Raw genomic sequence first — 20,469 nt, forward strand, 5'->3', positions numbered from 1 at the left:
GGCCGGGGTGCCCCGAACGGGCACCCCGGCCGCTCCGTCCTCCGCTTCGCTCAGCGATACGCGGCGAGCACCTCCTCCGGACCGTATGCCCGTACTCCGTCCACTGTGACGCCGCTGCGCGACACGACGATCATCGGAGTCGTGGCGTCAGCCCCGGGCACCAGCGGCCGGTGGTGCAGCAGCCGCCCGGCGTCGTGCAGGTCGAACGGCCGGTTCTCCAGCCACTTGATCGAGCCCACAGCCGTGACTCTCTTCGCGATCGGCTCCCGGTCGGCGGCGATGATGTCGACCTCGGGGTCGTTGTTCCTGGTCCAGTACCCGCCGATGACAGCAGTACCGTCCGGCAGCTCACCCGTCATCCGGCGCAGCGCCTCACGGATCACTGGCTCGACGGCCCGGCCCCGCCACGATGTCCACGACGCCCGGATCCGCTCCAGCGTCAGGTCGCCCCGGCCGCGCTCGATCTCCGGCAGGTGCGGGCCGACGAACGGCAACCAGAACCGCAGGTGCGGATCGGCCACTGTGTACCGGGTCTCACGGGAGGCCCGCACCGACAGCGGCAACGCGGCGTCCACGATCCGCTTGGCCTTGAGGATCTGGAGCGCCCGGCCCAGCGTGCCGTGCTGCATCCCGCCAGCCGCCTGCGCGACGGTGGCATGGGTCCGCTCCCCCGAGCCGATCGCGCCGAGCACCAGCCTGGCCTGCGACTCGGCCGGGAACTCCGCGGCCAGGCTCCGCTCGCCGCTGACGAGCAGTGCCGAGGTCGGATCGGTCACCGCCTCAGCCAGGTACTCCAGCACGGGCTGCCGGGGCTGCCACTCGTCGAGGATCAGGGGCAGGCCGCCGGAGACCAGGTACGCGTCGATCGCCTCGGCGGCTGGCAGTTCCAGCATGCTGGCCACATCCGCCGGGCTGAGCGGCGGGATGACCATTTCGGTGCCTCGCTGGTGGAACGGCCTGCCGTAGGTGTTGATGGCCTCCATCATGGCCAGGTCGGAGCCGACACAGATCAGCAGCGCTGGCTTGCGGGACAGCTCGCGGTCGAAGATCTTCTGGAGGGTGCCCTCGAAGCCCTGGTCGTTGCCGATCAGGTAGGGCATCTCGTCGAGCACGACGATGCTGGGCCGGTCGGCGGGCAGCGCCGCGACCAGCAGTTCCAGGGCCGCGTCCCACGTGGCCGGCGCCTGGTCACGGAAGAGCCCGGCGCCCGGCAGGTCCGACCGGCCCGCCGCCTGCACGAACAGTGCCAGGTCAGCGGCCATCGACGGCTGGGCGGAGGCGGTGAAGAACACGCTGGGCACCCCGGCCTGTTCGATGAACCGCTCGACGAGCCGCGACTTGCCGACCCGGCGCCTGCCCCGCATCAGGACGGCCCGGCCAGGGCGATCAGCCCGGCCACCCGCCTGGACCCGGCTCAGCATCTTGCCGAGGATCGCCAACTCGCGCTCCCTGCCCACAAACCCGTGCATCGCCAGCCTCCTCGATACTCTCAAGGAGGAGAGTATCTCAGCCGATACTATCGAGAATGAGAGCATCGATGCCCGCCCGCCGCGCTTTCCAGGCCTTGGGTACCTGGTGCGGGCCGGCCGGAAGAGGTCTTGATCACAGTTACCGGCGGGTACTAGCATCCGCGCCATGCAGTTGGAATTACGCCATCTGCGTGTGGTCCTGGCGGTGGCGGAGTCCGGCAGCATCTCGCGGGCTGCCCAGCGGCTGGGGTTACCGCAGCCGTCCGTCACGGCCCAGCTGGCCCGGATCGAGCGCGAGCTCGGCGGGCAGCTGTTCACGCGTACCTCGGCCGGGGCGGTCGCGACGCCCTTCGGCCGGTACGTGGTGGACCGGGCCAGGACCGTGCTCGGCGAGCTGGACCGGCTCAACCGTGGCCGGTCCCCGGTCGCCGGCCGGCCACGGCAGCTGCGGGTCGGCATCGCGCCCGGGCTGCCGTTGTCCGGGCTGGAGGTCGCGCTGGGCGTCCCCGACGTGACCAGCTACTCCGACACCTCGACCGTCGCGCTGGCGCAGCTCGTGCGGGCCGGGCAGCTCGACCTGGCCGTCCTGCGGGAGTATCCGGGACACGAGTTCACCGTGCCGCCCGAGCTGGTCAGCCGGGTGCTGGTGAGCGTGGAGCCCATGTTCGCCTCGCTGCCGGCCGCGCACCCGATGGCCGCCGGGGACGAGGTACGGCTGGGGGACCTGGCCGAGGCCTCGTGGGTGTCGAGCCCGCCGGACGACAGCGGGCTGCACAGCGTGTTCCGGAACGCCTGCGCGGCGGCCGGGTTCGCGCCGCGGATCCGGCACCAGACCACCGACTCGGTGTTCGCCAAGCAGTTCGTGACCGAGTCCGGGTACGTCACGCTGGCCACTCCCCTGTCCTGGGACGGGCCGCTGCACGCGATCCGGCCGCTCGCCGGTACGCCGGTGTGGCGGCGGATCCAGGTGGTGTGGCGGGCGGACGGGCCACTGGGCAGCCGGTCGGACGATCTGGTGCCGAGGATGAGCCGGTGGTACCACGACCTGGCGACGACCAGGCCCCGGTACGCACAGTGGCTCGCCGAGAGGTCCTAACTCCATGACTGGCGGCGCTCTGGCGGCCCCAGAAGACGACCGGACTGCGCAGGATTCCAGGACCTCGCCATGGCACCACCGCCATGAAGTTAGGACCTCTAACCGAGAGCCCTGACCGCCCGCGCCATCGTCTCCAGCTGGGCCCGGCTGACGAAGTAGTGCGGGGAGGCCCGGACCATCGCCTCGATGCCGCGTTCCGTCATGTCGATCAGGGTGGACGGCCGCCTGCTGGTCACCAGGGTGATGTCCTGCTCGCGCAGTGCCGCCTTGACCTCGGCCGGCGTGTGGCCGTCCACAGTGAACGTGACGATGCCGCACTGCCGCTCGCCCCGGTCCTGGACGGTCACGCCGGGGATCTCCGACAGCAGGGCGCGCAGGTACGCAGCGCCACTGGCGACCGCCTCCTCCACGGCCGTCATGCCCAGGCCGAGCAGGTGGCCGACCGCCGCGCCCAGGCCGAGGCGGGCGGCCACGTCGGCCTCCCACAGCTCGAAGCGGGTCGCGTCCGGGGCCAGCTCGTAGTCCAGCGGGGCCGTCCACTGTGCGCTGTGCAGGTCGAGGACCGGGGGCTCCAGCTCCTTGACCAGGCTGGGGCGGACGTAGAGGAAGCCGGTACCGCGCGGGCCCCGCAGCCACTTGCGCCCGGTGACGGACAGCGCGTCGACGCCGAGCGTGTCCACGTCGAGCGCCACCTGGCCCGCCGACTGGCACGCGTCGAGCAGCACGATCGCGCCGTGCGCCCTGGCGAGGGCCGCGGCTTCGGCGACCGGGTTCACCAGGCCGCCGTTGGTCGGCACGTGCACGAGGGACACGACCCGCACCCGATCGTCGAGCATCCGCTCCAGCGCTTCGAGGTCGAGCTGGCCGTGCCCGTCGGCCGGGATGTACTCGACCGCCGCGCCCGTCTGCCTGGCACGCTGGATGGCGGCGATGGCATTGCTCGCGTACTCCACACCGGACAGCAGGATCCGGTCGCCGGGCGCCAGCGGGAGGCTGTAGAAGAACTGGGTCCACGCGCGGGTCGCCGAGTCCGTGAAGGCGATCGCCTCGGACGGGGCGCCGATCAGCCGGCCGACCGAGGCGCGGGCGGCCGCGTAGTCCGCGGAGCGTTCCTCGGCCGCCCGGTACCCGCCGATCTCGGCCTCGCGGCGGTGGTGGGCGTGCACAGTGTCCAGTACGGCGGCCGGGGGGAGGGACGAGCCAGCGCTGTCGAGGAACACGCCGCTGGCGGCGGCTGGCGGGTCGGTGAAGACGCTCTCCGGCAGGCTCATGGGGGCAAGGTTAGTGGAAGGCGGCGCAGCCAGGTACCTCTCAGGCCCAGGCCTTGGCCGCCCGGCGGCGCTTGGCGATCCAGCGCAGGAAGGACGGCGCCTGCGGGACGGCGCGGTGCCGGTGGCGGCTGGCGTCGTCCTTGATCCGGGCAGCCTCGGCCCTCGCCATCCGCAGGATCTCCTCCGCCTCGGACTCGGCGCTGACCCGCAGCACGTAGTCGGCGTGCTTCTCCTTCTCCCGGCGCGAGCGCAGGGCGAGCTCGAAGTCCCGGCGGGCCAGCAGCGCCCGGTCGTTGGCGTCGGCGCGGATGTCCTCGGCCTCCCGGCGCGCCTCGGCCAGCTCGGCCGCAGCGACGGTCCTGATCCGGGCCGCCTCCTGCTCGGCCATGTGCAGGATGGCCTCCATCTTGACGCTGAGCACCCGGGAGTCGGCCGCGTCGGTCGACCCGGCTCGCAGCCGGTCGAGCTCGGTATGCAGGGACTCCAGCTCCAGCTTCGCCGCCGCGAGTTCGGCCGGGAGCCCGGCCAGCAGTTCTCGTTCGGCCAGCGCCTCGATGAGCTGTCCTTCCAGGGTCGCGAAACTCCGCTCGACCTGTTTACGGTCGTACCCCCGCCAGACGAGATCGAACTCGGCGGGTACGCCTGCATTCATCTCCCACATGCCCCGATGCTCACACAGCGAACAGGCCTTGCGCAGGGAAAACGAGCAGAAGGCACACGTGGATTACAAAGGTGACGGCGAGCTGGCCCTGGCCTGGACCAGGGTGGGGGCGCCGCTGCCATCGGCCGGCACGGCGTAGACGCCGGCGTTCTGCGGCCTGCCGTAGCCGATGGTCGCGTTGTCCAGCCACACCTGCTGGTCATCGATGTTCATCGTCTCGGCGAGCGGGGTCTCCGTCCCGGCCTTCAGGTCCAGCACGGTCAGGCGCCACTGCCCGTCCTGGTCTTTCTTCTTGTACGCCACGCGCGTGCCGTCCGGGGACAGCGAGGGGCACTCGGCGTTCTCCCGTACCGACGTGAGGCTCCGGGTCGCCAGGTCGCCGCGCAGGAGCCACGTCCGGTCGCCCGAGCCGACCGTCGCGTAGAACGTGCGGTCGTCGGCGGCGAACGTGACGCCCCAGTAGTTCACGTCCGGCTTGTCGTACGGCTGGCCGTCGATCGTGAGCGCGAAGTCCTCCAGCGAGCCGTACAGCCGCTTGGACTGCGTGTCGTAGATCCCGGCCGTCGTGGAGAACCGGCCAGGCTGGTAGGAGTCGCCGGTACGGAACACCGTCCAGGCGACCAGCCGGCCGGAGGCGGAGACCCGGGTCCGGCTCGGGGTGCCGTCCACGCGGATCGTCCGGAGCGGTTCGAGGGACTTGCCGAGCACGACGGTCTCGAAGCCTGCCGGTACGGCGACGGTGCGCATGCAGCTCGTGGTGCCGCCGGCCGAGTACACGCGCAGGCAGCGCAGGTCGCCTGTCGTCGTCGTCCCGTTCTGGGCGCGCTGGGCGACCCGGCCGTCGGCCCCGACGTACAGCAGTGAGCCGCGCTTCGTCACGTCGAGCCCGCCCGCTGCCGAGGCCGGGGACTGGCGCCAGGCCGACCAGGCCACGTACCCGCCGCCGAGGACGAGGACGGCTGTGATGGCCAGGATTCCGGCGGTCTTGCGGTTCACGGGGTTACGCTCCTGCTCGCTCGGGTACTGAACAGTGTGGCGGCCAGCAGCGCCGCGGCGAAGACCCCGAAGGCCGGGCCCAGCGCCCAGCCCTGCGCGAGGGCTCCGAACGTGATGGCCGCCGCCATCCGGGCCAGCGCCTGGCCGGCCTGGACAACCGCCATGCCACTGGACCGCAGGTGCTCGGGGAGCAGCCCGCCGACGTGGGCCATGAGCACGCCGTCGGTGGCCGCGTAGTACAGGCCGTGCAGGGCGAGGACCACGGGCACGAGCGCCCAGCCGGTGAGCAGCCACACGCACCCGTACGCCGTGACCAGGAGCAGCTGCCCGGCCACGAACACCCGCCACCTGCCGAGCCGGTCAGCCAGCCGCCCGGCCGGGACCGCGCAGAGCAGGAAGATCACGGCGGTACCGAGCGGGAGCAGCGACAGCCCGTTGCCCGGCACGCCACCCTGCTTGGCCAGCGCGACGAACAGGAACGCGTCCCCGGCGGTGGCCAGCCCGAGCACGACAACGCACAGGGTGATCCGCCGCAGGGCCGGGGTACTGAGCAGCTTGACGCTCTCGCGGATCCTGACCTTCGGCCGCACGACCGGAGCCGGTGCGTCCCGTACGAAGAAAACGAGGATCAGGACGCCCACCAGGCCCAGGCAGAAGCTCGCCCCGAAGACCGCGTCGTAGGCGTTGCCCACCCAGGCGAGCAGCGCGAAGGCGATCAGCGGCCCGGCCAGCGCGCCGGCCGTGTCGAGCGCACGGTGCGCGCCGAAGGACCTGCCGAGCGAGCCGCGATCGCTCGCCGCCGTGATCATGGCGTCCCGTGGCGCGGTACGGATGCCCTTGCCCGCCCGGTCGAGAGCCAGCAGCCCGCCGATCCCGGCCACGGAGGCACCGGCCAGCGGGAAACCCAGCTTGGTGAACGCCGACAGCCCGTACCCGGCCAGCGCGATCGCCTTGGGCCTGGCCAGCCGGTCGGCGAGGTGCCCGCCTGCCAGCCTGAGGACCGCCGTCGCCCCGGTGTAGAGCCCGTCGAGCAGTCCGAACTGGACATAGCTCACGCCGAGGCCGTAGAGCAGGTACACGGGCAGGAACGCCGCGACCAGCTCCGAGGACGCGTCGGTGAAGAAGCTGACCATGCCCAGGCCGATCACGGTGCCGGGCACACGCGCCGGGCTGGCGCCCCCCTGCCCGGGGGACGCCAGCCGTCGGCTGGACGCGAGGTACAACCTAGAGCCTTTCGATCTTCACGTCGTCGACCTGGCCCTCGGCCAGGCTGGACCCGCCGGCGTCGGCGGCCTCGACCAGGATCCTGACGTTCTGGCCCGCGTGGCCGCTCAGGTCGAAGGTGACCGACGTCCAGGTCCCGTCGATGTCACCGCCGCTGGCCGTCCTGCTGACCACCGTCGTCGTCGTGGATCCAACGATCTTCACACGGAAGTAGTCGCTGCTGGATCCGCTGTAGACGAAGTTGTACCGCAGCGTCAGCCGCAGTGTGCCGCTCGGCAGCGCGATCGCCGGCGACTGCACGCTGGTGACCCCGCCGTCGATGTCGTAGCTGTTGGCGTTGCTGCCGGCGAGCCGCCCGGTGACCAGGCAGTTCACCCCGCTCGTCGTCGTGCCGAGCTGCTTGGCGCCGCTGGAGGACGTGGACTCCGGGTCGCCACGCTCCCACCGGCCGGACGTGGCCTGGTCCGTGCCGTTCGGGTTGACCGTCCAGCCCTTGCTCGTCTCGAAGTCGTCGCTGAACACGACGCCCGGCCCGGTACCGCCGACGGTGAGCGTCAGCGAGACCGTCTTCGTGACGCCACCGGCGTTACCGGTGACGGTCAGCGCGTACGTGCCTGGTGCCGCCGACGCGCTGGCCGACAGGGTGAGGCCCGAGGAGCTGCCCGGCGTGACCGGGTTGGCGGCGAAGGTACCGGTGACGCCGGCCGGCAGGCCCGAGACGCCCAGCGTGACCGGCGTCGAGAAACCGCCGAGGCTGCCGACGCTGACCGTGCTGGTGACCGAGGCGCCCGGCTGCACGTTCACAGCCGCCGGGCTGGCCGACAGCGAGAAGTCGGGCGTCTGGGCCGCCTTGTGGCAGGTACCCGAGACGGTGTCGGTGTAGGTCCGGCCCTCGATCGGCACGAAGTCGGCCCTGTACCCGGTCGGGCTCAGCGTCATCTTGAGCACGCCGTGCGTGTTGTCGTTGCTGGCCTGCACGTTCACCGAGGAGTTGGTGAAGCCGTAGAGGCCCCGGCCGCCGGTACCGACCAGGATCTCGCGCAGCCCGTTGGTGTTGTCGAGCGTGCCGTCCGGCTTCATCGGGGCGTAGCGCACGTAGTTGTGGTCGTGCCCGGCGAAGAGAAGGTCAGCCTTGTGGTCGTAGAGCGCCTGCCAGAGCGGCCGGGTGGCCGTGCTCGGGCTGTGGCTGCCCCGGGTGTACAACGGGTGGTGCAGGTACGCGGCCGTGCACGGCTTCGTGTTCGCCGCTAGGTCCGCACGCAGCCACTGTTCCTGGGTGGAGCCGGCCGTCATGCTGATGTTGCTGTTCAGCGCGACGATGTGCCAGTCGCCGAGGTTGAAGCTGTAGTAGCCCTTGCCTCGCTCGCCTGCCCGGCCGGTGGACTGGCCGGCGCCGTTGAAGTAGTCGAAGTACCCGGCGGCACCCGACGTGTGGTACTCGTGGTTGCCGGGTACCGGGTAGGTCTTGTCCTTGAAGGCGCCCCAGGTGGCGTCGTAGTCGCCGTTGAACTCGTCGAGGGTGCCGTCCTCGTAGGCCAGGTCGCCGGGGATCAGGACGGCCGCGGGGTTCATGGCGGTGACCAGTGAGGCGGTCTGCGCGCACGAGTCGCCGCAGATGTCGCCTGCCACAGCCACCACGATGTCCGCCTGCGCCGCCACGGCGGCCTGCTGTGGCTGCTGCGCGCCGGCCGGCGCACTGGCCACGAGCACGCTGCCCAGCAGGGCCACCGCGGCGCCCGCCACGGTGTGTCTAGCTCTCATCGGTGTGCCTCCAGAAAGTGAGGGGTGGCGACGTTCTATCCGGTCGTCGCTAGGCTGCGGTGCATCCAGCTGCCATTGGCACGGATGTGCAGGACCCGCAGGTGAACACCAGGGAGATCAGCGTGGACGCACAGGGGACACTTGAGGCGCTGACGCTGCTCGGCCTGCCCCGCGCAACGGCGGCCGCCTATCTCTCGCTCCTGGGGGGTGCCGCCCCGCAGGCCGCGGAGGCCGATCGCCTGGTCACCCTGGGCCTGGCGGCTCACGCGGGTGCCGTTCTCCTCCCGGTACCCCCGGAGGCGGCCCTCGCCCTCCTGACCCACGAGCGGGCCGCCGAGCTGGCCAGGGCCAGGATCGCCGTCCGCAACGCCCACGAGCACCCGGCGCCGTCCGGCCTGGCGGAGACGCTGACCGGGCAGGTGATGCGTGAACGCTCCAAACAGGCCGAACGGGAGGCCGTCTCGCTCATCCGGTACCTGGACTCGCCGCCGCACTACGCCGCGTCCAAGCCGAACCGGGAGGAGATGGCCAACCTGGCACGCGGCGTCCGGTACCAGGGCATCTACGCCGCCGGGTCGCTGCTGCTGCCCGGGTACCTGCGCGGCAACATCATCCCGGCGATCGAAGCCGGCGAGCAGGCGCGGATGCTGCCCAGCCTGCCGGTCAAGGTGAAGGTCGTCGACGACGAGGTGGCGTTCGTCAGCCAGACGATCGCGGAGACCGCCGACATGCGCGCGATGCTGATGGTCCGGCCCGGCAGCCTGCTGTCCGCCCTGGTGGGCCTGGTCGACCAGTGCTGGGCGGCCGGCTGGCCGTTCTACCGGCCGGGCAGCCCGCTGTGCGCCGACGACCGGGTACTGCTGGCCCTGCTGATCGCCGACGCTCACGAGGACCGGATCGCCGAGGAACTGGGCGTCGGGCGGCGCACCCTCTACAACCGTCTCGAAGTGCTGATGACGCGGGCCGGTGCGGTCAGCCGCTTCCAGCTCGCCAGCCGTGCCGTCACCCTGAAGTGGATCTGACCTGTCCGGTCGCGCGCTGGACGGAACGGAAATGTTACTGAGAATTCGTTAAGTATTGATTCAGGCGCTCTTGATCAGGGCGCGCCTACGCTCCCGTCAGTTCCATCCCTCCTTTGACGGGAACGCCCCTCATGAACAGAAAACCCCTCCTCCGCCGGGGAGCGACAGCCTTCACGGCTGCCACGCTCGCCGTGGCGGCGCTCGGCCTGCCGAACTGGCCGGCCAGCGCCGGCACCACCGGCGCCCCGATCCACCTCGTGTCAGGTACCTTCGTCCCCGGCCAGGCCAGCGTGCCGAAGATCCAGGGCCTGGCCGGCCGGGATCTCGACTCCGGCGAGCCGGGCAGCTACCTCGTGCAGGGCAGGGGCCCGGTCACGGAGGACTGGAAGCGCGAGATCACGGCGACCGGTGCCGAGCTGCTGGAGTACATCCCCGACTTCGCGTTCAAGGTCCGGGCCACGCCCGGGCAGGCACGCAGGATCGGGCGGCTGGCCTCCGTCAGGTACGCCGGGCGGTTCGACCCGTCCTGGAAGGTCGCGCCCTCAGCGAAGGAGAAGCTGGAGTCGGGTAAGCCCGGCGTCTACCGGTTCACTGTGGAGCGCCGCGCCGACGCCAAGGCGATCCGCGACCTGGCGGTGGGGTCCGGGGCGGTGATCGTGCGCGAGTCGGCGGACTCCGTGCTCGTCGCCGGTACCCCAGAGCAGGTCCGTGGCCTGGTGAACCTGGAGGAGAGCGGCTGGGTCGAGAAGTTCTCGGTACAGGAGAAGCACAACGAGTCCGCCGGCACGATCATCCGGATCCCGGCAGCGAGCGCGCGCGGCTACGACGGCTCGACGCAGATCGCCGCGGTGGCCGACACCGGCATCGGCGGCGGCACGGCGGCCACGGCGCACGCCGACATCCCGGCCGGCCGGGTCACCGCGATCCGGAGCTGGACGAAGCCCGACGCCATCGGCTGCTACGACGTGATCGGCGACAACGCTGCCGACGTCAACAGCGGGCACGGTACCCACGTGGCGGTGTCCGTCGTCGGTGACGGTGACGCGAACGGGATCGGCAGGTCCGGGGCCCCGGCCGCGCGCCTGGTGTTCCAGGCTGTCGAGGAGTACGTCGACATGCAGGGCCAGTGCGCGCTGGAGTACAACGACGGCTACTACCTGTTCGGGCTGCCCGACGCCCTGGGTGACCTGTTCCAGCAGGCATACGACCTGGGTGCCCGGGTGCACGCCAACTCCTGGGGCGCGGCGGAGGCCGGGACGTACACCGAGAACTCCCGGGCCGCTGACGCGTTCGTGAACGGCCACCGGGACATGACCATCACGTTCTCGGCCGGCAACGAGGGTGCCGACGCCAACCGTGACGGGGTGGTCGACAACGACTCGATCGGCTCACCGGCCACCGCGAAGAACGTCATCACGGTCGGCGCCTCGGAGAACGAGCGCGCTGACTACCCCTGCGACCGTAACCTGCGGTACCTGCCCACCCGGCAGACCGAGATCAACACGACCGGCAACCGTTCCTGCGCCCAGCTCAACGGCCAGAACCCCATTCCGAGCTGGGGCGACTGGTGGCCAGGCGACTACCCGGTCGCGCCGCTGAGCAACGATCCGCAGGCCGGCAACCAGCAGCAGATGGCGGCCTTCTCCAGCCGGGGCCCGACGAACGACGGCCGGATCAAGCCTGACATCGTCGCGCCCGGGTCGTGGATCGTGTCGGGGTACTCCGACCAGTACCAGGAGGGCTACGACGCCGCGCGCAATCCGCGTGGGAACACCTGGCAGGACGACGGGTTCGGGTTCCCGGTCAGCAGCCAGTACAAGTACTTCAGCGGTACCTCGATGTCCAACCCGATCGCGGCCAGCGGTGCTGTCGTCGTCCGCGACTTCTACAACAAGCACCACAACCACGCAGGTTCGAGCGCGGCGCTCGTCAAGGCCACGCTGATCAACAGCGCGGACGACCTGCTCGACGAGAACAACGACGGCGTCAACGACAACGACTTCCCGATCCCGAACAACCACGAGGGCTGGGGCCGGATCAACCTCGACCGCGCGACGGCCGGCACAGCGAAGTACGTGGACGAGGGCGCCGGGCTGGCCACCGGCAACACGCGGGAGGTCCGCTACCAGGTCGCGGCCGGCCAGCCGCTGCGGGTCAGCATGGCCTACACCGACCGCGAGGCAGCGGCAGCAGCCGCCGTCACCCTGGTCAACGACCTCGACCTGGAACTCGTCGCCCCCAACGGCACCGTGTACCGGGGCAACGTCTTCGCCAACGGCTGGACGACGGCCGGCGGCAACGCCGACCGGCGGAACAACGTCGAGAACGTCTACATCCAGAACCCGGCGGCTGGCGTCTGGACGGTCCGGGTCCGTGGCTTCAACGTGCCGAACGGCCCGCAGACCTACGCCCTGGTGGCCAGCGGCTCCGTCGCCGACCCGGTGGCGGCCGGCTGCACCGGCACCAGCGCCACCGACGTGAACATCGCCGACCACACCACTGTGGAGAGCTCGATCGTGATCGCGGGCTGCGCGGGCAACGCGTCGGCGACGTCCACGGCCGAGGTGCACATCGTGCACACGTACCAGGGTGACCTGGTCGTCAACCTGGTCGCGCCCGACGGCACCACCTACCTCCTGCACAACAAGGCAGGTGGTGGCACGCACGACATCCACAAGACCTACACCGTCAACGCCTCAGCCGAGGTCCGCAACGGGACGTGGAAGCTACGGGTGCAGGACACGGCAGGTGGTGACATCGGCCGGATAGACACCTGGACTCTGACGCTGTAGCCCGGCGTCAGCGCCCGCTGACGGCTTCGTGGGTGGCGAGGGCCAGCTGCATGCGGTTCACCGCACCGCTCCTGGCCATCAGGGCCTGCAGCCGGCGATAGAAAGTGCGCCGGCTCAGGCCCAGCTCACGAATGATCAGATCATCAGTCGTACCCGCTGCCAGCAGCTCCAGCAGCCGCCGGTCCGCAGGGAGCAGCCCGGCGGGTGCGGCTGGGGCCGCTGCCGGGTAGAGCGGGGCCGCCGGCCGCCAGGTCAGCTCGAACAGCCCGGCCAGCGCGGAGAGGATGCCGGACGGCCGGACGACCAGGAGCACCGGCTCGCAGTCGGGCCTCGCGAGGGACAGCAGGCCGATCCGGTCGTCGACCAGCGTCATCTTCACCGGGAGGGAGGCGGCCTGCCTGGCGGCCTCCCCGGCGGCGACACACGGGCCGATGTTCCGGTCGAGGTACCCGGGCCGGTCAAGCGCCGAGGCCGCGTACACGACCCGGTACCGGATGCCCGACGCGAGGTGGGCCAGCTCGACGTCGTTCTCCACGTCCGGGAAGTGGTACGGCGGGGTGTCGAACCGGCGGATCTCGGCCGTCACGCTGTCCTCTGCCTGCCGGATGCGCTGGCGGATCGCGGCCCCCGTGACGGTCTCCACCAGGCCGGCCCCGGGCTCGGCGTCCCTGGACCTGCGATAGTCGGCGTACGCGGCTGTCACGGCCTCCTGGGCCGCCGCGATGGCCGCTTCCCGCCGGCCGGTGAGGATCGCGAGGCCGACATCGGGCGGGACCGCCGTGACCCGGGAGCCGTCCACTGTGACGAGACCCAGGTCGACCAGCTCACCCGGTACACCATCGGGGTCTTCCATCGCACCGCCTGCCCGCAGCAGGCGCAGATAGCCGGTGGCCTCCGCCGCCGTGAGGCCGAGCAGGAGCAGGTGGCTCTCAAGCAAGGGTGACCGGCAGCGCCGGGTATCCACGCAGGGCCAGGTGCGTGCGCCCGGCCAGCGGCACGGCGGGCGCGATGGCGGGGAAGCGCTCCAGCAGCATGGGCACGACGATACCCGCTTCGATCCTGGTCAGGGCGGCACCGAGGCAGTAGTGCGCCCCGCCGCTGAACGACAGCGGCTGCGCTGCCGTGCGGTCGGGGTCGAAGAGGTCCGGGTGCTCGTACTTGCGCGGATCACGGTTGCCGGCCCCCAGGAGGACCAGCACGCCGCCGCCCTTCGGCACCCGCACGCCGGCCACCTCAGCCTCCTCGGCGGCCCACCGCGCGACGAAGTGGATGGACGGCTCGAAGCGCAGGAACTCCTCGACATACGCCGGGGCGAGCTTCGGGTGCGCCCGCAGCCTCGCCAGGTGCTGCGGCTCCTTGAACAGCTGGCCGAGCCCGTTGCCGAGCAGGTGTGTGGTGGTGACGAACCCGGCGTTGAACAGCACGACCAGGTTGGCCATCAGCTCCGCCTCGGAGATCAGGCCCTCGCCGGCCTCGATCACGCTGCTGATCAGGTCGTCGCAGGGATGCGCGCGGCGTTCCTTCACGAGGTCGGTGAAATAGCCGGTCAGTTCGGTGGTGGCCTCGTCCGCGCGGCGCATAACATCCGGATCACCCGTGCCACCCAGCTCAAGCGCGCCGTGAATTGCCAGCGCACGGGGGTAGTACCACTCCCTGTCGGCCTCCGGGAGCCCGACGAGTTCGCCCATGACGTCGCTGGGCACCCGGAAAGCGAATTCCAGCATGAAGTCCACCGGTGCGCCGTCAGCGCCCAGCTCTGCGAGTTTATCCAGGTGCCTGGCGGTGATCGCGGCGATGGCCGGCTCGAGTGCCGCCATGCGGCGCGGGGTGAAAGCCTGCCCGAACAGCCTGCGCACCCGGGAATGGTCCTGCCCATTACTGAACAGCATGGATCCCATAAAGGCGTTCAGCGTGGCGCTGGACCGCCACCTCGTGCTGCCCCTGTCCATGAGCGCGGCGTCGACGACCTGGAAGACCGGGTCGCGCAGCACCTGGTTGCAGGCGTGGTAGCTGACGGCCACCGCGCTGTACTGCCGGTCGGCGGCCAGCTCCAGCACCTCGCCGTGCTGGTGAAGCACCTGGTACAGCGGGTTGGGGTCGGGGCAGCCGGACCGGTCGCGCAGGGCTGCCAGTGCGGCGATCGCGTCGGAGGCCGAGTCCGCTGTGTCCACTGTGTCCCCCAGGGGTAGCGAGGTTCGGGCGAGGTTCAGGCGCACCAAGGTTGTCCGTTCGGCCGATGCCGGCCCGCCGATCAGATCATCACAGCTCCGCCGGTTGGTCAAGAGCCCAGCACAGCCCTTGCACAGTCGTAACTTTCACTCGGTTTTAACGTCATAAATGGACCGTCCACAGTGCATCTGGCCCGTTGTCGTTAGCACAGCTATGCTGCGCTCGGGCGCAAGGCGGCACGGTTATGCACGTTGCAAAAGGAGATCCACGATGGATAACGTCGCAGTACCGGCCGGGAATTACGTTTCGAAGGTGCTGGAGCTGTTCGCCGGATATGGCGATGCAGAGGCAATTGTGGCCGGTGAACGCCGTTTCACGTATAACGACGTGCGCACCGGGATTCTGACGATGGCGGCAGCGCTGTACAACCACGGACTGCGGCCCGGAGTTTCGGTCGGCATCCTGGCCGGCAGCGCACCGGAAACGGTCGCGCTCCAGTTCGGCGTGCACCTGATGGGCGGCCGGGTGGCGTGGATCGCGCCCAACTCGCCGGTGAGTTTCCGGCGGGAGTTCCTGGCACTGTCCGGAGTGGACGCCTTCGTGTACGACGCCGACAGCTACCCGGAGGCCGGCGCCGAACTCGCCGCCACCGGCGACCTGCCGGTGTTCTGCATCGGCGCCGACGGGCTCGGCCCCGACCTGAAGGCAGCCCCGGTGGTGACGGAGCTGCCGTTCGACCTGGCGGACGTGACGACGGAGCCGCAGGCTCTGTTCCAGACGGGCGGCACGACGGGACAGCCGAAACTCGTCCACCACAAGCAGCGGTTCTTCGAGACGGTGCTGGCCTTCGGCGAGCGGTACCTGGCCACGGGCGGGCACCACATGCGCCACCTGGCCCTGTCCGGCTACTGGCACGTCAGCGCCCAGATGCCCGCGCACATGAGCCTGTTCACCGGCGGGACGTACATCATCCAGGACGGTTTCGACGTCGAGGAGTTCTACGACCTGATCGCCTCGGAGCGGATCACCGACACGCTGATCCCGCCGCCGCTGCTCGGGTACCTGCTGGACAATCCGGCGACGGAGAAGGCCGACCTGTCCTCGCTGCGCTGGGTGTCGCTGGGCGGCTCCCCCACCGCACCGGCCCGGATGAGCCAGGCCATCGCGCGGATGGGCACGGTGCTGCGGCCCGCGTACGGCATGAGCGAGGCCCCCATCATCGCCGCCTACCCGCAGATCCCCGACGACCCGGCGCTCCTGTCCTCGGTCGGCCAGCCGTACGGCGACCTCCAGCTGGAGATCCGCGACCCCGACGGCAACGTGCTCCCCATCGGCGAGACCGGCGAGATCTGCGTGTCGGGTGGCGTGATGATGGCCGGGTACTGGGGCCTGCCGGAGCTGACCGCCGAGACCCTCGTGGACGGCTGGCTCCGCACCGGCGACGTCGGTTACCTGGACGAGGCGGGCAACCTCTTCCTGGTCGACCGGCTCAAGGACATGATCCTGACCGGCTGGGGCTCGACGAACGTCTACGCCCGCCCGATCGAGAACGTCCTCGCCGCGATCCCCGGCGTCGCCGCGGCCGCCGTGATCGGCGTGCCCCACGCGACCTGGGGCGAGGCGGTGCACGCCTGTGTCGTGCTCTCGCCCGGCGTGACCATGACCGAGGACGAGGTGAAGGCCGCCGTCAGCGCCGAGCTGAACGACCTGTGGGCGCCGCGCACCGTGGAGTTCCTGGAAGCGCTGCCGCTGACCGAGGCCAACAAGGTGAACAAGCTGGAGCTGCGCGCACGCTACCTGGCCAGCACGTCATGACAGGTGAGGCCGGGCTGTTCGGCCGCAGGACCGGCCTGATCAGCCTGCTGGCCGCCGAGGCGATCTCGATGTTCGGCAGCCGGATCGCCGGTTTCGCCGTGTCGTGGCTGGTGCTGCTGACGACCGGCGACCCGGTCAAGATGGGCATGATCGCCACGTCGGCCGTGCTGCCGTACGTCCTGTCGGCGGCCTTCGGCACCCCGCTGATCGACCGGCTGGGCGCGCGGCGGCTGACGATCGGGGCCGACGTGCTGTCCGGGCTGCTGGTCGGCGCGATCGCCCTCGTGTACCGGGACTCGTTCCCGTTGCTGATCGCCGTGGTCGCGATAGCCGGGGCGTCGAGCGGGCTGGGCGACCACGCGCGCCGCGTGGTTCTCACCGCCCAGGTCAAGTACTCCGGGGTGGAGACCACCCGCGCCACGTCGCTGTACGACGGCATCGCCCGGCTGAGCACCCTGATCGGCGCTCCGCTGGGTGGCGTCGTCATCGCGTGGGTCGGCGGGGTGGAGGCGATCCTGATCAACGCGGCCTCGTTCGTCGTGTGCGCGCTGATCACGCTGTTCCTGGTACCGACCCCGGCGGGGAGCATCGCAGAGGCCAGGCCGGTCAAGGAGCCGTACTTCACGGCGCTGCGCGGCGGGTTCGTCTTCGTCTGGCAGGACAAGCTCATCCTGGCCGTGCTGTCGATGCTGTTCGTGACGAACATGTGCAACCAGGCGCACAACCTCTTCATCCCGCTGTGGATCAAAGAGGTGCTGAACTCGCCGATCGGCCTGGGCACCATCCCCGGCGCGTTCGCGCTCGGCGCCGTCATCGGCAACGTGGTGATGACGGCACTGGCGGCGAAGGTGCCACGGTACGTGACCCTGGTCGTCTGCTACCTGATCGGCGGGGCGCCCCGCTTCCTGGTCCTCGGCCTGAGCGACCAGCTCGCGGTGGTGCTGTCGGTGACGTTCCTGACCGGCCTGCTGATGTCCTCGGTCAACCCGATCATCGGCGCGATGCTGATGGAACGCACCCCGGACGGCATGCAGGCCAGGGTCTTCGGGCTGAGTACCGCCGTCGCCTGGGGCGGCATCCCGCTCGGCTCGATGCTCGGCGCGTTCCTGGCCGGGCAGGCTGGCATCGCGGTCGCCGCGACCATCACGGGCATCGTCTACTTCGGAGCGACGCTCACGCCCGTCTTCGGCGCGAAGACGTGGCGGAAGCTCGACCGGGACAAGACGAGCCCCGAACCGAGCCCGGTCGGGTGAGAACCGTCCCGCGTCACGCTGGGCAGCCCGAGGGCTGCCCAGCGGCTGGTCTAGGGCTCGCGGCCCAGGAAGCCCAGCAGCCGCTGTCCCGGCGGGGCGTCCGCCGGGACGGTGACCTGGTGGCCGAAGGGCGCACCGGGGCCCCAGATCTGTTGCGAGCCGGCCGGCCAGTGCGAGCCGAGCCGCAGGGCCAGCTCCGACAGCTCGTCGTCGAGCTCCTCGCTCGCGCCGATCGCCCGGGCGACGTCCCAGCCGTGCACGAGATAGTCCACGAAGTGCATGCTGACGGCGAGCGACCCAGGCACGTTCCCGAACTCGTGGAGCGCCCACCGCCGGCTCAGGTCAGCCTCGGCGAAGGCTGCCAGGACCCCGGCGGCCGACTCCTGGTACACCCGCACCGGGTCGGCGCCCAGGTCGACGTCCTCCCACACGCGCACGTCGACCGCCTGGCCGCGCGCCGCCGCCGCGAAGCCCCGGTGCTGCCCCGTCATGTGCCGGAGCAGGTCAGCGAGGTCCCAGCCGGCACAGGGCGTGGCGTTCGCGAGGTGCCCGGCCGTCACCAGGCCGACAATGTCATCCGTAGCCTCGACCGCTCGCCGGTCGGCTTCCCGGAGATCAGAAAGATCCATCCGCCCAGCGTACCGAGGACCCGATGACCACAGTGGAATCCGAAGACCAGTACTGCCTGTCAGCCGGGGAGATCCAGTCGCTGCTGTCCGGCCATCCCTGGCGTCATTTCCTGGTACTGGGTGACAGCGTCGCCGAGGGCCTCGGCGACCCGCTGCCCGGCTACGACCCGGCACCGTGGGCCGACCGGCTCGCCAGCGCCCTCCAGGCCGAGTACCTCAACCTCGGCAAGCACGGCCTGCGCTCGGCCGAGGTCCGGGCCACCCAGCTCGACGCCGGCCTGGCCTTCGCGCCCGACCTGGCCGTCGTGGTCTGCGGCGGCAACGACGCCTTCCGCCGTGACTACGACCCGGCGGCCGTCGACGCCGAGCTGGAGGCGATGGTGATCGCGCTCCAGGCGACCGGCTGCGACGTGCTCACGGTCGGCATGTTCGACATCTCGTACTGCACCAAGGTCCCCGAGTGGCTCCGCCCCGGCCTCCGGGACCGGATGGCCACCCTCGCCAAGCACACCAGGACCCTGAGCCACCGGCTCGGCACCCTGCACGTGCACCTGACAGACCATCCACTGTCGACGGACCCCGCGATCTACAGCGCCGACGGCCTGCACGGCAATGCGCGCTCCCACGCGGTCGCGGCCACCGAAGCCATCAAGGTCCTGGGGGCGCACCTCGCCGCCCAGCACTGAACCGGACAGGAGCCTCAGTCACCAGCCGCAAGATGAAGAGTGTTGCGACCCCGGCCAGGATCACGGGTACGACGACCGGCAGCAGCCAGGTCCAGCCGCCTTCCTCACGGAAGTTGTCGCACGGCAGGTGAGAGTTGTAGCGGACGCCCACCCGGCCGCCGACCTCGTGAGGATCGAGTTCCGGAAAGCCTCTGGGCAGGCGGGCGTCCTGACAAGCCTGCCCGTCTGCCGTCGAGAACCGGACCAGGTAGTGCCCTGCATTCGACGCGGTGACAGTCGCCGTCGCCGACCCGGCGGTCACGCCCTGCCAGAACAGGTACCCCGAGCACACGCCCGCCAGGAGCAAGGGCAGTGCACACAGCAGCATCGCCCCTGGAGTGAGGCCAGATCCCGCGCTCTTTCCCCCCCGGTGCCGAGCCATGTATCGAGAATAGTCAGCACCAGCAACGGGAAAGAACCTCAGCGGCAGCCCCGGAACTCCTGAGCGATGGCAGCCGGGACCTTGTGCTTCGCGGTGCAGTCGATAGCCGTGCCGGTGTCCTTCGGCTCCCAGCGCTTCGTCGCGGTGTTGTACGCGAACAGGACGCCGGCCGGCTGCACGGTGTTGTTCTTCGACGTCGTCCACGCCATCGCGTAACCCTCGGCGCAGTCCACTTCGGATAGCTCGATCGGCTGCGCGAGCCGGCCGCCGGCCTCCGTACCCTGCAGGGCGCCCAGCAGCACATCCTTGAGCACCGGGCACCCGCCATCGTGCGTCGCCGCCGCCACCGGAGCCTTGCTGCCCTGCACACCCGGCGTACCGGAAGCTCCCGGCACGGCACTCCCAGTACCGGCGGCTCCCGGCTTGGTCACCGATGTGCCCTTGCTGCCGCCGACGGTCGGCTGCCCGGCCTTCCCCGCGTCCCTGCTCTCAGAGGACGAGGAGCAGGCCGCTACGGCGATACACGCGCTGAGGGCCACCGCGGCGGCAGCAGTACGAGAGTTGATGAGCATCGGCGAAGGCTAACAGTCCTCAGACAGCCCAAGTCGCAGCCGGCGTCCCGCCGTCATCGACCTGGATCTTGCCGCCGGTGATCTGCGGCTGCTCGACGCCGAAGGAGACCAGCCCCGTGACATTCTCTCCCGGCTTGAGGGTCTTCTCCTCGAGCGCGGTGTCGAAGGCGAGGTCCGCGAGCAAGTCAGCCTTGAACGTCCTGCCCTCCTTCGTGGCGAAGGCGAACAGGGCATTCGGGTCCAGCGTGAAACTGTCCGCGCCCTTGACGTACGTCAGCTCGACCTGAGCGGTCGGGTACGTCTTGCCCTTCTTCTTGAACATCTCTTCCGTGGGCTGCGTGGCCGGGTTGAACGAGACCACCTTGATCCGCAGCGTCTGCCCGGCAGCGGTGGCGTACTCCACCGTCTCGCCCAAGGTGAGCTGCGAGCCCTTGCCCTTCGGGCTGTCCGCCGCCCTGCCCGTCGCGGACGACCCGGTATCGCCGCTCTTCGCCGCTTCACCACCACAGGCCGAAGCCACCGACACAACAGCCGCCAGCACAACGGCAACAACCGTACGACGCATCTTCCTGACCCCCGATAGCCCGAAACCAGCAAGGTACAGGGTTCCCGCCGGGCCCGGCCCCTCAGGC

Annotated in this window: 18 protein-coding genes; 6 read left to right on the forward strand and 12 right to left on the reverse strand. The window is 70.5% G+C overall.

The window, feature by feature from the left end; all coding sequences use genetic code 11:
* Positions 1–50 precede the first annotated feature (50 nt).
* Positions 51–1,469: an ATP-binding protein gene (locus A3G1_RS0116435; RefSeq protein WP_026212198.1), complete on the reverse strand. Its 1,419-nt coding sequence runs from the start codon at positions 1,467–1,469 to the stop codon at positions 51–53.
* Positions 1,470–1,635: 166 nt separating this feature from the next.
* Here A3G1_RS0116435 and A3G1_RS0116440 point away from each other — a divergent pair, with 166 nt between their 5' ends.
* Positions 1,636–2,565 carry a LysR family transcriptional regulator gene (locus A3G1_RS0116440; RefSeq protein ID WP_026212199.1) on the forward strand — a complete coding sequence of 310 codons (930 nt, stop codon included), beginning with the start codon at positions 1,636–1,638 and terminating at the stop codon, positions 2,563–2,565.
* 98 nt (positions 2,566–2,663) lie between these two features.
* On the opposite strand, the gene A3G1_RS0116445 is transcribed toward A3G1_RS0116440, so the two are convergent.
* The 5 genes from A3G1_RS0116445 to A3G1_RS41445 form a co-directional block, all read right to left on the reverse strand.
* Positions 2,664–3,836, reverse strand: coding sequence for an aminotransferase class V-fold PLP-dependent enzyme (locus tag A3G1_RS0116445; RefSeq protein WP_018350569.1), 1,173 nt, complete (start codon positions 3,834–3,836; stop codon positions 2,664–2,666).
* A gap of 40 nt (positions 3,837–3,876) precedes the next feature.
* A complete protein-coding gene (locus A3G1_RS0116450) occupies positions 3,877–4,497 on the reverse strand; it encodes a hypothetical protein (RefSeq protein WP_018350570.1) in 621 nt (206 codons plus the stop codon).
* 63 nt (positions 4,498–4,560) lie between these two features.
* Positions 4,561–5,493, reverse strand: coding sequence for a TolB-like translocation protein (locus A3G1_RS0116455; RefSeq protein WP_018350571.1), 933 nt, complete (start codon positions 5,491–5,493; stop codon positions 4,561–4,563).
* Positions 5,490–6,653, reverse strand: a complete 1,164-nt coding sequence (locus A3G1_RS0116460; RefSeq protein WP_018350572.1) for an MFS transporter — start codon at positions 6,651–6,653, stop codon at positions 5,490–5,492. Before A3G1_RS0116460 ends, A3G1_RS0116455 begins: the two co-directional genes overlap by 4 nt.
* Before the next feature lie 64 nt (positions 6,654–6,717).
* Complete coding sequence (locus A3G1_RS41445) at positions 6,718–8,478, reverse strand: metallophosphoesterase (RefSeq protein WP_083936954.1); 1,761 nt, start codon at positions 8,476–8,478, stop codon at positions 6,718–6,720.
* Positions 8,479–8,600: 122 nt separating this feature from the next.
* Between A3G1_RS41445 and A3G1_RS0116470 the strand changes: the two genes are divergently transcribed.
* On the forward strand, positions 8,601–9,500 hold the full coding sequence (locus A3G1_RS0116470; RefSeq protein ID WP_040478661.1) for a hypothetical protein: 900 nt from the start codon (positions 8,601–8,603) through the stop codon (positions 9,498–9,500).
* Between the two features lie 131 nt (positions 9,501–9,631).
* A complete protein-coding gene (locus A3G1_RS0116475) occupies positions 9,632–12,292 on the forward strand; it encodes a S8 family serine peptidase (RefSeq protein WP_018350575.1) in 2,661 nt (886 codons plus the stop codon).
* Between the two features lie 7 nt (positions 12,293–12,299).
* On the opposite strand, the gene A3G1_RS0116480 is transcribed toward A3G1_RS0116475, so the two are convergent.
* Both A3G1_RS0116480 and A3G1_RS0116485 read right to left on the reverse strand, forming a co-directional pair.
* The gene (locus A3G1_RS0116480) at positions 12,300–13,229 is read right to left on the reverse strand and encodes a hypothetical protein (RefSeq protein ID WP_018350576.1); all 930 of its coding nucleotides are present in this window, start codon (positions 13,227–13,229) and stop codon (positions 12,300–12,302) included.
* Positions 13,222–14,463 (reverse strand): cytochrome P450, encoded by a 1,242-nt coding sequence (locus A3G1_RS0116485; protein WP_018350577.1) that lies wholly within the window; start codon positions 14,461–14,463, stop codon positions 13,222–13,224. Before A3G1_RS0116485 ends, A3G1_RS0116480 begins: the two co-directional genes overlap by 8 nt.
* 268 nt (positions 14,464–14,731) lie before the next feature.
* On the opposite strand from A3G1_RS0116485, the gene A3G1_RS0116490 reads away from it, so the two are divergent.
* Together A3G1_RS0116490 and A3G1_RS35240 are read left to right on the forward strand one after the other, a co-directional pair.
* Positions 14,732–16,276, forward strand: coding sequence for an AMP-binding protein (locus A3G1_RS0116490; RefSeq protein WP_018350578.1), 1,545 nt, complete (start codon positions 14,732–14,734; stop codon positions 16,274–16,276).
* Positions 16,273–17,529 carry an MFS transporter gene (locus tag A3G1_RS35240; RefSeq protein WP_018350579.1) on the forward strand — a complete coding sequence of 419 codons (1,257 nt, stop codon included), beginning with the start codon at positions 16,273–16,275 and terminating at the stop codon, positions 17,527–17,529. The genes A3G1_RS0116490 and A3G1_RS35240 overlap by 4 nt, the downstream gene beginning before the upstream one ends.
* A 50-nt stretch (positions 17,530–17,579) precedes the next feature.
* Here A3G1_RS35240 and A3G1_RS0116500 read toward each other — a convergent pair whose 3' ends face one another.
* A complete protein-coding gene (locus tag A3G1_RS0116500) occupies positions 17,580–18,158 on the reverse strand; it encodes a TIGR03086 family metal-binding protein (protein WP_018350580.1) in 579 nt (192 codons plus the stop codon).
* A 23-nt stretch (positions 18,159–18,181) separates the two neighbouring features.
* Here A3G1_RS0116500 and A3G1_RS0116505 point away from each other — a divergent pair, with 23 nt between their 5' ends.
* On the forward strand, positions 18,182–18,844 hold the full coding sequence (locus tag A3G1_RS0116505; RefSeq protein ID WP_018350581.1) for an SGNH/GDSL hydrolase family protein: 663 nt from the start codon (positions 18,182–18,184) through the stop codon (positions 18,842–18,844).
* Here the strand turns inward: A3G1_RS0116505 and A3G1_RS40615 are convergent.
* Genes A3G1_RS40615 through A3G1_RS0116515 form a run of 3 tightly spaced genes read right to left on the reverse strand, consistent with a single transcriptional unit; the run spans position 18,807 to position 20,402 of the window.
* The gene (locus A3G1_RS40615; RefSeq protein ID WP_157641175.1) at positions 18,807–19,265 is read right to left on the reverse strand and encodes a hypothetical protein; all 459 of its coding nucleotides are present in this window, start codon (positions 19,263–19,265) and stop codon (positions 18,807–18,809) included. The two genes, A3G1_RS0116505 and A3G1_RS40615, sit on opposite strands and share 38 nt — an antisense overlap.
* 38 nt (positions 19,266–19,303) lie before the next feature.
* Positions 19,304–19,837, reverse strand: coding sequence for a hypothetical protein (locus tag A3G1_RS40620; protein WP_026212203.1), 534 nt, complete (start codon positions 19,835–19,837; stop codon positions 19,304–19,306).
* Positions 19,838–19,856: 19 nt separating this feature from the next.
* Entirely contained in the window at positions 19,857–20,402 is a 546-nt protein-coding gene (locus A3G1_RS0116515; RefSeq protein ID WP_157641176.1) for a DUF4352 domain-containing protein, read from the reverse strand.
* Positions 20,403–20,469: the final 67 nt, after the last annotated feature.

The sequence above is a fragment of the Longispora albida DSM 44784 genome, assembly GCF_000379825.1.
Classification (GTDB): Bacteria; Actinomycetota; Actinomycetes; order Mycobacteriales; family Micromonosporaceae; genus Longispora; species Longispora albida.